Below are 12,080 nucleotides of genomic sequence, written 5' to 3'. Positions count from 1 at the left end.
TTTATATTATCAGCACTTAAATCCGGTTATGACATTCAAAACATTGTAGTGATTAGTTCTGATAATAACTTATTATTAAAAGCAAAAGAGAATGGTCTGGTACATAGAAAGATGCCAGAAACATACCTTATTAAAGAAGAACTATCAGAAGAAGAGAAAGAAATCAAAGCATTGAAGCAGGAATTGGAGTAATATAAAAATAGACAGCCTAAACCTGCTATTAGATTTAGTAATAGTGAATCTCGTATTTTTTATTTTATAGTGCCATTTTGCAATCATCCCCAGCATAATTAAAAATCACATCTTAGTCAAGTTCTGCTACAATTTTGCTACAGAAATTTTCTATCTACAAAAACTGTAGCAGAAAATTTGAAAAGAATAAAATCCTCTCGCAAAAGAAAAAATCTCAGACTCTTGTTGTGAAAATTAAATTACATAATTTTTTAGCTACAAAAACTAGACTCTATCTATAAAATAATCCCCCCAAGTTATCAAACAGTACGCTATATATCAAAAAGGCAACCAAGCAACCAATTGAGTATCAAATCTGTCAAATTAATCTATTTTCTCTATCAGCACATTCTGAAGATTTTCGTCAAATAGAACGCAATGTTAATGTCAACTTCGTTTGTAACTATTCATATTACAATCTAATATTCTCCAACAGTTAAATAAGTGTACTTATATTAAGAATTAAAAGCATCCAAACACCTTGATATTTCATCAAAAACATCCTGATAAGTTGACAAAAACGTCCTGTTGTTTTATTTAAAACCCCGGCATATCTTATTTTTAAATAGAAATCAAACTAGAATTTAAGATTTCTCAATCTAATTTCAGCTTCAGACAGCCCATTCAAAAACTATCATTATGCTATAAGAAAAATGTTACCTATATCAAACATACTATTATTCACACCACATTTACAGACAGATATTCGTATATAATTAAAAATACCTTTCATCGAAACTTGCTTACATGTATAAGAATAACAAATCTATAATAAATATGATATCCCCTACTGATTTTACGATTGTAGAGAAGTTTAAATTTCATTTTGACAAAAAGTAAATTTTATATCATGACCATTCAAATGTATACCCCCTATTAAAATCACATCATAAGATTAACATTAAAGCCATTTCCTCATCCGAATATCCATTTTGAATATTTCGGAGCAAACTTGTAACAAGCAGAAACAAATACCCAGCAAATAACAAAAACAATAACGGCTGTAACAGGAATACGTAAAAATACCGGAATCGCTAAGGCATCAGCTATAGCATATCCAAGCCCTACAATAAAATAATGTATCATATAAATTCCCAGGCCGCATTTTGTAATATTCTCAAGCATAAGAATCATTCTTTTCGACTTTACTCTGACTTTACGTATAACAAGAAAAAATGCTAATGTCATTAAAGCGACATTAGGAGAACAGTATAAAAAGAATAATTCCATTTCCTGCTCCGAACATTCCGGATTAGCTGTCATCGTTTTAAAGCCTATATATGTAGCAATATATCCTATAGCGAACACAGGTAAGCTTAAAATAATTGTCTTACACCATTTCCATTCCTTTACATCATTGACAAGATAATTTCCAAGTAGTAAATACCCGTTGAATCCTGCAAAATAATAAAGTGTACCAAATGTATTCCAAGCACTAACACCTAAAAGGTTGGGCGAAAAAAAAGAATAAGCATAAGGTAAGAAAAGAGAAAAAGACCAAAACATCAAAAAAATCTTTTTCTGCCTAACCGTTGCCTGTTCCACCCCAAAAGAGAAGAACGGCATATATAGATAAAGCCCTATCAACATATATAAATACCACATCGGTACTGTATAAACATTGAATTGGAAAGGAATAAGAGCTATATTTTTGATTGCATCACTGAAAGATTGCGACGCGTCAATTGGTGCGTAAGCAAATACATCGGACATCGTACTTTGCGGCAAGCCTAGAACTCCGGTTAGCCATGGAAAAAGATTGTATAAAACAGACCACAAAAGAAATGGAACAGCTATTCTGAGAAGTCTTTTCTTAATAAAAGTCTTCAAAAGACATTTTTACAGGCAACAACAGAATACCCGTAATCATGACAAACAATGGCACGCATGGTCTAAGAAAAGAACCATAAATGCCTCCCCACAAATTAAAATCCGGATTGGAGCGCGCCTCTGGAGAAACATTAAACGGATCAGAACAATGAATACAGATAACCATAAATATGGCACATAGCCTGAGTACATCAAGCCATACTATCCTCGGCTGTTTTGCTGGTAACTTTGGTAGCATATCTTTTATAAAACTTCAATAATTTACCACAAAACTATATTTTTGTATGATACGATACAAAATAAGTACCGCTACAACCGACCATTTCTTTAACTACTTAATATTCTTTCTCAATTTCCATAATGTAACTTGAGATATTCCGAGATACGAGGCTATAAAGCTAAGGTTTACACGCTGAAATATTTCAGGGTTTTTGGCATAAAAATCTCTGTAGCGTTCTTCTGCAGACATATATAAACGATATATAAGCCTCCTTTCCATTTCCACAAATGCCTTTTGATGCAGCAACCGAAGCCAGTTAGATATTTCAATATGCTGAAAACAGAGTTCCTCCAGATCGGAAATTTTAATATAGTAAAGCAATGAGTCTTCCAGAATCTGTACCCTTTCATTTTCATATCCTTCTGTTTTTCCGTAAAAGCTATTAGTTGAAAATATCAGTTCACCTTCTTTACTGAACCATGACGTGACCTCTTTTTCATTAATCATTACATAGGAACGAGCTATTCCTTTTTCAATTATATATACATTTTCATCTGTAATGAGAGGCCTTATTAATATTGTTTTTTAGGGACAGTCATTGGATGAAGATAACCAAGAAACTTAGTTAGAATTTCGTCATCAATGTTGAGTATATTTATTATAGAACTGATTATTTTATCCATAATTATTTTTTATTACAAAAGTAGTAATAAAGAGAATAGCGATATCAGAAACAGCTCCAGTATTAGACATCAAAGAAATATTTTTCTGGAAACAGAAAGATAACAAGAAGAATATTTATAATTATATAATTCTCTATATTTGTAGTTACGTACCAAACATTAAAAAACGATATGAACATAAGGTATACAATCTTATGTATATAGTTGTCGTAAGGACAACAAAAAACTGAAGAAGTAGCCCAAAGTTACGACTAACAATTAGAAGGTAAATTTATTATTCAAACGGCTCCGAAAAAGTTTATCTGGAGTTAGACAAAAACAATAAGTATAGAGAATTATTAAGAACGTATATAACCTTTAACTGATAACATATGAATTTAAAATCATTCTTACTCGCAGCAACAGTTACAGTAACTCTTTTTTCTTGCAGAGATATACGGGAAGGAACTGCCGACTATGCCATTATCCCGCTGCCGCAGCATACCGAAGTAACGCCACAGACTAAGCCGTTTATTTTGGACAAAGGAACCGTCATTGTTACTCCCGAAAATGACAATGAAATGAAGACCATTGCCGGATTCCTGAACGCTTACATCAACGAATGTACAGGTTATACCCTCGCCACATCGACAGAGGCAACAAAAAATTACATCACGCTAAACATAGACAAAAGCATAAAAAATCCTGAAGGTTACCGGCTCGCCGTAAGCAGCGACGGTATCACCATAACCGGAGGATCGCATGCAGGTGTCTTCTATGGGGTACAGACACTTCGTAAGGCTTCCCCTGTAGAGGCAAGCGACAAAATTGCTTTCCAACAGACTAACATCGAAGACTATCCCCGCTTGGCATACCGGGGCATGCATCTCGATGTAGGACGTCACTTTTTCAACGTAGAGCAAGTGAAACAGTATCTCGACCTTATGGCACTACACAATCTGAATGTATTTCACTGGCATCTTACTGAAGATCAAGGCTGGAGAATAGAAATAAAGAAGTATCCCCTACTCACCGAAATAGGCTCCAAAAGAAAGGAATCACTGCGTACAGACGGTGTGAAAGGGACTGACGGAAAACCTTATGGCGGTTTCTATACGCAAAAGGATATTCAGGAAATTGTAAAATATGCAGCCGAAAGATACATAGAAGTTATACCCGAGATAGACCTTCCTGGACATATCAAGTCGGCACTGGCTGCCTATCCGGAACTCGGTTGTACCGGAGGACCCTACGAAACAGCTGTAGAATATGGTGTACACAAGGATGTGTTGTGCGTAGGAAGTGACAAGACTTTGCCGTTTGTGAAAGATGTATTGACAGAAGTCATGCAACTGTTCCCTTCACGCTACATTCACATTGGTGGAGACGAGTGTCCGCGCGACCGTTGGAAGGAATGTCCCAAATGTCAGGCCCTTATCAAGGCTCAAGGATGGAAAGATACCAAGCAGTATGAAGCAGAGGACAAACTGCAAAGCTACTTTATGACCGAAGTGGAAAAATTTGTTGAGGAAAACGGACGGCGCATTATAGGCTGGGATGAGATTCTTGCCGGAGGAGCGACACCCAATGCTACTGTTATGGCATGGAGAAATGCGGAATATGGTGCAGAAGCGGCTAAAAAGGGATACGATGTAATCATGACTCCTTGCGGACAACTTTACTTCAGCGCAATGGATGTACTCAATCTGCCGGGAGATAATGCCATAAGAAAAGTATATGACTTTAATCCTATCCTCAGCGATATGACCGAGACTGATGCTGCACACATTAAAGGTATTCAAGCTTGCCTCTGGAGCGAAGACATAGAAACAATGGAGCAGATAGAGTACCGCCTGCTGCCCCGACTTGCCGCACTCGCAGAAATTACATGGAACGGTTTTGACAAGCAGAACAGAGATTATCATGAATTTGCTTTACGTATGTTCAACATCATCAAGCGATATGACAAATATGGTCTGAGCTACCATAAAGGAGCATTCGAAGTAACATCCGATTACGAGAATGATACATTGAACCGTAAACTCAGCATACGACTGAATACTCTTGGAAACAGAAAGATATATTATACCTTGGATGGTAGCGAACCTACAGAAGCATCACAACTTTATAAGGAACCGTTCACTATAAACAGCAATGCCATACTTAAGGCAAAGGTTATTATGCCGGGAGAAACAGACAACAGTTTAGTGTGTGATACGATCAGTGTAAACAAAGCTACATTCTGCCCTGTAACGCTGGCCGGACAGCCGAGTCCTACCTATACTTACAAAGGAGCTTCCATACTGACCGACGGACTGACTGGAGATACACGTTACAATACCGGCCGCTGGCTGGGCTTCCTCTGCGATCTAAATGCTACAGTAGATTTAGGAAAGGAAACAGAAGTATCGAGTGCAGCATTCCGTACCGATGTAGCAATCGGATCTGCCGTAATGGACATCACAGGTATGGAAGTATGGTGTTCTGCCGACGGAAAGCATTTCACCAAAGTGGCAGAAAGTTCAAAACCTGTGTTAAAGAAAGACGATCCTGACGGTATCTATCGCCATGAACTGACATTCGACACACAACAGGCACGCTATGTCAGGATAGTTGGCAAAATCACTCCTAAACTCCCCTCATGGCACACCTGGCCAGGTGGAGATGCCTTTATTTTTGTGGATGAGATTTATGTAAACTAATGTATTGTCAGCTACTTTTCGTATCTTCGCAAACCAAAGAATAAACAATCGATTATGAGAAAAAAAATGATTAACCTTTCGGCATCTTTGTTGGGAGTTGCAACTGTAGCCTCAACATTGTTTTCTTGCAGTACCCAACAGCAGGAATCTCCTATGAAAGCAAAAGTTGAGGAGTATGCTCATGTAGAATTGAAATCCGACCTTGTAAACAATCTGAATGACAAGGAAAAAGAGTTGGTAAAAATATTCTTTCAGGTAGGAGAAATCACCGACGATCTTTTCTGGCAGCAGACTTTTGGTGACAAGAGCCAGCTCGATACCATCACTGACAGTTATGCAAAAGAGTTTGCCATGATTCACTATGGGGCTTGGGATCGTCTTGACAATAACAAACCGTTTCTGGCCGGCTATGGCGAGAAACCGGCTGTATGTAACTACTATCCGCATGACATTACAGCAGAGGAGTTCGACGCATTCGAAGACGCTAACAAGAATTCATGGTACACCGTTATCCGCAGAAACGAAGATGGTTCATTAAAAAGTGTCTGGTATCATGAAGCCTATGCCGAAGAAATAGGACGTATCTGTGCTTTACTGGAGAAAGCAGTGACATTGGCAGAAGATCCGGGGCTGGAAAACTATCTTGAGAAGCGTATCGAGGCATTCAAGACAGATGACTATCTGGAAAGCGACCTTGCATGGATGGACATGAAAGACAGCAAAATAGATTTTGTGACAGGTCCTATTGAAAGTTACGACGACAAGTTCCAGGAAACCAAAGCCTCATACGAGTCGTTTATCCTGTTGAAAGACGAAGCTAGAAGCAAAGACCTTGCAAAATTTGTAGCCATGCTTCCGGCTCTCCAGAAAGAATTGCCTTGTGCACCAGAATACAAGACATTTGTTCCGGGTACATCGTCCGACCTGAACGTATACGATGCCGTGTATTATGCAGGCGACTGCAACGCCGGCAGTAAGACGATCGCCATCAATCTGCCGAACGATGAAAGAGTACACGCACTGAAAGGTACCCGTCGTCTGCAACTGAGAAACTCCATGAAAGCAAAGTTTGATAAAATCCTTATGCCTATCGGACAACTTATCGTAACACCCGAACAGCAGAAATACCTTAACTTCGACGCATTCTTCTGGAATGTTACTTTCCACGAAGTAGCGCACGGACTGGGTGTTAAGCAGACCATTAACACCAACGAAAGTGTGGATGCCGTGATGGGAACCGAAAAGACTTCATGGGAAGAAGCTAAAGCAGATATCTTAGGTCTGTTCATGGTAACCAAACTTATCGAAATGGGCGAAATCACCAATATTACAGCCGAAGACGCTATCGCTACTTATATTGCAGGCATCTTGCGTTCCGTAAGATTTGGAGCAGCTTCATCGCATGGAAAAGCCAACATGATGTGCTTCAACTATATGGAAAAAGCAGGAGCCTTCTCACGTGACGCCAAAGGTCAGTATGTAATAGATTTCGGAAAAGCAAAAGAAGCCATGAACGGCTGGGCTGCGCTAATCCTCCAAACACAAGGAGACGGAAACGTAGAGTTCGCTACGAAGTACAGAGCCGAAAACGGTGGAATCACTCCTGCACTTCAGGCAGACCTCGACAAAATCAATGGTGCAGGCATACCGCGTGATATTACATTTATTCAGGGAGCAGATATTCTTTTGGGAGAAACAAAATAATTAATAAACAAATTATCGAAAAGGTCTATCAAACCGATAATGACACTCTAAGTTATAGGCCATAACTGATAAACGTGAAAAGAGCCGTATCATTACTGTGGTGCACTTCACTTCATCACAAGTAATAATACGGCTCTTTATCTCTACATAAAAAATCAGAACCAACATTGAATATCAACAAATAATTGTACTTTTGACTAATAAGGGAATTGATTATACAAAACCTACATGACTGATAAATAACACAAGCTATGGAAACCAAAAGACTAATACTGCGTCGATGGAACGAAAATGATACAGAAGCACTTTACAAATATGCTCAAAACCCGAATATCGGTCCTATAGCAGGATGGCCGCCACACACATCTGTGGAAGATAGCAGAAATGTTATCCGCAACATTCTCTCTGCCCCTGAAACATACGCTGTGGTATTGAAAGAAACCCAAGAACCCATAGGAAGTGTGGGTATCATGTTTGGCGACAGTGTACACAGTGCAGACATGCAGGAAGGCGATGCAGAAATAGGTTATTGGATAGGAGTTCCTTATTGGGGAAAAGGTCTGATACCGGAAGCCGTACATCGCCTGTTAGAACATTGTTTTGAAGACTTGGGAATTAAAAGAGTATGGTGCGGATATTACGATGGGAATTTCAAATCGCGCCGGGTAATGGACAAATGCGGGTTTAAATTCCATCATACAGAACAAGGAAAACCATCCCCATTAGGAGATGTACGGACAGAACATTTCACACTCTTGACTATAGACGAGTGGAGAAACAGAAAGACATGTGAATAAAAACGACTTCCAGAATTACTGAATCTTCGTTTTATCAGGCCTAATATAAATAAGATATCCAATATATCCTTGTATACAACTGACACATACGCTGGTAATCCCAATTATCAAGTCATCAGACAGATTAAATAATCTCAATACATAAGAAAACAATACATAAATTACAGCACCAGCTAACACAAAAAGAATGAATTTCAGCATATTACAGATTATTGCTTAATAATAAATCCAACAAATGCATGAATTACAGCGAGCTGTTACAGCACATACTGCGCCAGTACTCGCTGTATCTCTATAATGTTCGAATCCTTACCAAAGTTCTGTTCCAGAGGTTCTTCACATCCCCTTATCCAGATTTTCATTTCGGCATCCATATCAAATGTACCGGCAGTTTCTATCGAAAAACGTTCTATGGAACGATAGGGTACAGACAAATATTCTCTTTTCTTACCCGTCACTCCCTGAACATCCTGAATGATCAGACGCTTATTGGTAAATACCCACTTGTCCCTTATCAGCTTATAAGCCCTTTCAATACGTTCTCCCTCACAAAGCAATGCGCCAAACTCTTTTTGTAAACTGGCAATATCCATTTCGGAAACATTTCCGAAAATAGTATTCATGATTCCCATATTAATTTTTATTTTTTGTTTTCAAATCTTATTCAGTCGAAAGATAAACAGAAAAAAGCAGACAACCAACAGTTTTCATACTTAATGGTTTATGAAGCCTTATTTTTTTTATAACTCTTGTTGACAGTCCCTGATACACTTAATACAGGTAAATAAATAAAAATACCAATCACCGACATTACGAGTCCTCCTATAGTTCCAGCTGCCAAAGGGAACCAGAACGGTGTCTTCTCCCCTATCATAAACGGCAAGAAACCAAGGATAGTAGACATTACAGTAAGAAAAATAGGGATCACTTTTGTATTCCAAGCCTTAGTATAAGCCCTTAGTGGTAACAAACCCGGAAAACTCTTTCGAATAGCATTATATTCGTTAAGGATATAGATACTTGCGTTCACTGTAATACCGCAAAGCAGTACAAAAGACGCAAAACCTCCCTGATCGAAATTTAGTCCGAAAAGATAGAAGGTCAGAAACACTCCGATATATGACACCGGTATCACAAAAATGATAGCAAGCGGCTGAATTAATGAATTGAATAAGATAGCCGAGATAAAGAAAATGATAGCAACCACTATCAGCAACAAGAAATACTGACTGTTGTCGTCTTTATTCCAACTCCAGTAAGCATTCTCACTCTCTACGGTATACCCCATCGGCAGCCGTTTCCTGAGAACCTCGATATCTTTATCCAAAAGCTTCTTGCCTTGTTCCGATGAGCCGATATATTCATATTGCAGACAAATTCTATACTGCTGATTCTCCTTGGCTATTTGTTTGGGAGCCTGCCCCTTGGCAAGCATAGCAAGATCGGAAAGCTTATACTGTTTGCCCTTCACCATAAACGGAACCGACATGAACGCCCATACGTCATAGCCACTACTCTGTTTCGATGAAAGCCGCAGATACTCCAAACTATTGTCATAAATAATACTTCCAGCCAACTGATCACGCATAAATACAGGTCGCAACACAGCAAACAAGTCGTATGCTGTAAGATTCTCTTCTGCCATTTTACGCTTGTCAAACTCCAGATAAAACTCTGTATAATCGTCCTTCCACCACGAAAATTCCGAATTTACGGTCACTTCTTTAATACGGCGATGAGAAAGAAGCTGCTTCTTCATCTCCTCAGCCCAATGACACAACTCATCATAATTGTAACCATACATCTTCACACGAAAACTCCCAGCCGACTCTCTCACATCATTACTGAATCCCTGATCCTGAAGTCCGTATACACTCCAACTTCCTCCACCGATAGTTAGCGAACGGCTTATCACATTCGACTTCAGTACATATGGGAATCCCGTATGACTATACTCCTTTTTAAAGAATACCTGAATACTGGCCCGACGTGCATCATACACTGAAGTCTGAAATTGACGTATCTCCTTAAACCTGCTCAAATAAGTTTCCATCTTCTTGATAAGCTCATTCATCTGTTCCAGCGTACTACCATTCGGCAATGTAGCATTGATATACAGCACTACCTCACTCTCGTCACGATTGAAATAACTGCCGTCGTATACCTTCTCTGCAAAGAGACGGAGAGAGCCTCCCAAAACCTTATCTACAACAGGTTTAATATCTTCTTTATAAATAGTGTTATCGAATATTTTATTATACCATTCAGCCCATTTTCCTTTTGCCTCTACATCTTCTATCTTTTCCGGAAGCATGAATACCGGAAGCCCGAAACCAAGCACTAATAATATGAAAGCTACCACTCTATATCGACTCAGCAGCACTATCATATTACGGTAGAAACGAGTAAAATACACTACAGCACGCTTTACCCACATACGGGCATGACGAGGCTTACCTTTTGCCAGCCCAATTTTTTCGATCATAGGAGGTACGAAAAAAAGAGCTACCAGCAACGAAATGCCAAGATTAATAATCACCACAGCCGCAAAATCCTGAAGATTAAGTCGTATCTTCTCGTCAAGGAAGAAAATAATGACCAGCGCACCGATAGTTGTCAGCGTAGCAGCCAAGACCGACATGAAGGCTTTCAGATTATGCTTTCTCAGTATATGATCGGTCATAACTATGATATTATCTATCACCAGATTCAGTGAAAGAGTAATACCTGCCAGGGAATAGAGTTGAATTTCCAGTCCGAAAGCATAATACAGAATAAGAGCCACGGCAATGTTCACAGCCAGCCCTGTAACGATAAGAAAAAGATAACGCATATTGCGTGTAATAAGAGCTACAAAGAGCAGCAAAATCAGCACAGTTATTCCGGTACGGAAATAAATAGTATCCAACTCTTTGGAGATGAATTCCGTAGCATCATAACTAGTATGAATCTCATATCCAGGCGGCATTGCAGTTTCAGCCTCAGCTATTACCTTCTTCACTTGCTCAGCCAAAGCTAGCTGGTTGGCAGTTTCCAAAGCCGTAATGGAAAGATATACTGAATTAAGTCCGTTGATACGGTAATACGAAGCGGGCTCTTGCTCCGCACGTGTCACTCTGACCAGACGGTCAAGAGGAACCATACTTCCGTCTTTTGCCCTTACAGCAATCTCCGATGGCACGAAACCATCAGTGCTACCCTCAGTGGTACGTACAAGCCTTATCCATTCCGAGTTCCCTTTAGCATTTTCCACTTCACAGATACCCAGAAACTCCCTGCCATACCTTTCTTCTATAGCATTCAGTATATCCTGAACACCTATTCCAAGATTCTCAAGTTGCACATTGTCATACACAATGCGCCACTCCATAGGCGTAGCGCCGCTGAGTTCCACTTTATACACACCGTCCAAAGCCGAAAGCATCGGCTTGATACGTTCCTCACCATATTTCTGAATTACAATCGGAATAGCAGGTGCATTAAGCGTATAAGTCATAAAAGGACGCGATGCATTCTCGTCGCTTCTTTGCGTGGAGATAAGCGGATAACTCACCCCATCGGGAAGCTGCGACCACAACTGCCTTATAAGAGTAGAAACCTCAAAGCGTGCAGCATCAATATCAGCATGACTGTCAAGTTCTATTCGGATATACCCGCTTCCGTTGTCCGAAGTAGAACTTATATTCTTTATTCCGTTTACCCTCGACAGTATACCTTCCAGACGGCTGGTAACCTCCGTTTCCACCACCCTTGCCGAATTACCCGGCATAGAGAACGATACCGAAAGTCCCGGCATATCATGCGACGGCGAAAGTTTCACCGGCAGAAGAGGTACCAGTGCCAGTCCCACCAGCGACAGACAAACGAATGTAACAATCAGCGTAAACGACGACCATACAAGAGGACGTCCTTCTATTTTATCCTTCATACTCAT

At 39.6% G+C, this 12,080-nt stretch carries 9 protein-coding genes; 4 read left to right on the top strand and 5 right to left on the bottom strand.

Annotated elements, in window-relative coordinates:
- The first annotated feature begins 48 nt into the window (after positions 1–48).
- Complete coding sequence (locus tag BACCOP_RS20800; RefSeq protein WP_007569442.1) at positions 49–192, top strand: hypothetical protein; 144 nt, start codon at positions 49–51, stop codon at positions 190–192.
- Positions 193–1,146: 954 nt separating this feature from the next.
- On the opposite strand, the gene BACCOP_RS12010 is transcribed toward BACCOP_RS20800, so the two are convergent.
- The 3 genes from BACCOP_RS12010 to BACCOP_RS12005 form a co-directional block, all read right to left on the bottom strand.
- Positions 1,147–2,061: an acyltransferase gene (locus BACCOP_RS12010; RefSeq protein WP_007569440.1), complete on the bottom strand. Its 915-nt coding sequence runs from the start codon at positions 2,059–2,061 to the stop codon at positions 1,147–1,149.
- Entirely contained in the window at positions 2,045–2,299 is a 255-nt protein-coding gene (locus tag BACCOP_RS21310) for an acyltransferase family protein (RefSeq protein ID WP_007569438.1), read from the bottom strand. The genes BACCOP_RS12010 and BACCOP_RS21310 overlap by 17 nt, the downstream gene beginning before the upstream one ends.
- Positions 2,300–2,392: 93 nt before the next feature.
- Positions 2,393–2,788 (bottom strand): Crp/Fnr family transcriptional regulator, encoded by a 396-nt coding sequence (locus tag BACCOP_RS12005; RefSeq protein WP_007569436.1) that lies wholly within the window; start codon positions 2,786–2,788, stop codon positions 2,393–2,395.
- Between the two features lie 547 nt (positions 2,789–3,335).
- Between BACCOP_RS12005 and BACCOP_RS12000 the strand changes: the two genes are divergently transcribed.
- The 3 genes from BACCOP_RS12000 to BACCOP_RS11990 all read left to right on the top strand — a co-directional run bounded on the left by BACCOP_RS12000 (position 3,336) and on the right by BACCOP_RS11990 (position 8,146).
- Positions 3,336–5,645, top strand: coding sequence for a glycoside hydrolase family 20 protein (locus tag BACCOP_RS12000; protein WP_007569431.1), 2,310 nt, complete (start codon positions 3,336–3,338; stop codon positions 5,643–5,645).
- A 54-nt stretch (positions 5,646–5,699) separates the two neighbouring features.
- Complete coding sequence (locus BACCOP_RS11995; RefSeq protein ID WP_007569429.1) at positions 5,700–7,349, top strand: dipeptidyl-peptidase 3 family protein; 1,650 nt, start codon at positions 5,700–5,702, stop codon at positions 7,347–7,349.
- Between the two features lie 251 nt (positions 7,350–7,600).
- The gene (locus BACCOP_RS11990; protein ID WP_007569428.1) at positions 7,601–8,146 is read left to right on the top strand and encodes a GNAT family N-acetyltransferase; all 546 of its coding nucleotides are present in this window, start codon (positions 7,601–7,603) and stop codon (positions 8,144–8,146) included.
- A gap of 257 nt (positions 8,147–8,403) precedes the next feature.
- Here BACCOP_RS11990 and BACCOP_RS11985 read toward each other — a convergent pair whose 3' ends face one another.
- Together BACCOP_RS11985 and BACCOP_RS11980 are read right to left on the bottom strand one after the other, a co-directional pair.
- The gene (locus BACCOP_RS11985; protein WP_007569426.1) at positions 8,404–8,778 is read right to left on the bottom strand and encodes a PH domain-containing protein; all 375 of its coding nucleotides are present in this window, start codon (positions 8,776–8,778) and stop codon (positions 8,404–8,406) included.
- A gap of 89 nt (positions 8,779–8,867) precedes the next feature.
- The gene (locus BACCOP_RS11980) at positions 8,868–12,074 is read right to left on the bottom strand and encodes an efflux RND transporter permease subunit (RefSeq protein ID WP_007569424.1); all 3,207 of its coding nucleotides are present in this window, start codon (positions 12,072–12,074) and stop codon (positions 8,868–8,870) included.
- Between the last annotated feature and the right edge of the window lie 6 nt (positions 12,075–12,080).

It is taken from the genome of Phocaeicola coprocola DSM 17136, from assembly GCF_000154845.1.
Lineage (GTDB): Bacteria > Bacteroidota > Bacteroidia > Bacteroidales > Bacteroidaceae > Phocaeicola > Phocaeicola coprocola.
The sequence above is the reverse complement of the archived record's forward strand: the minus strand, read 5'-3'. Positions and strand labels throughout refer to the sequence as shown.

What these genes read in the sequence shown, in the direction of transcription:
- BACCOP_RS21310 (WP_007569438.1), bottom strand. Translation starts at nt 2,299, where the DNA reads ATGCTACCAAAGTTACCAGCAAAACAGCCGAGGATAGTATGGCTTGAT.
- BACCOP_RS12005 (WP_007569436.1), bottom strand. Translation starts at nt 2,788, where the DNA reads ATGATTAATGAAAAAGAGGTCACGTCATGGTTCAGTAAAGAAGGTGAA.
- BACCOP_RS12000 (WP_007569431.1), top strand. Translation starts at nt 3,336, where the DNA reads ATGAATTTAAAATCATTCTTACTCGCAGCAACAGTTACAGTAACTCTT.
- BACCOP_RS11995 (WP_007569429.1), top strand. Translation starts at nt 5,700, where the DNA reads ATGAGAAAAAAAATGATTAACCTTTCGGCATCTTTGTTGGGAGTTGCA.
- BACCOP_RS11990 (WP_007569428.1), top strand. Translation starts at nt 7,601, where the DNA reads ATGGAAACCAAAAGACTAATACTGCGTCGATGGAACGAAAATGATACA.
- BACCOP_RS11985 (WP_007569426.1), bottom strand. Translation starts at nt 8,778, where the DNA reads ATGGGAATCATGAATACTATTTTCGGAAATGTTTCCGAAATGGATATT.
- BACCOP_RS11980 (WP_007569424.1), bottom strand. Translation starts at nt 12,074, where the DNA reads ATGAAGGATAAAATAGAAGGACGTCCTCTTGTATGGTCGTCGTTTACG.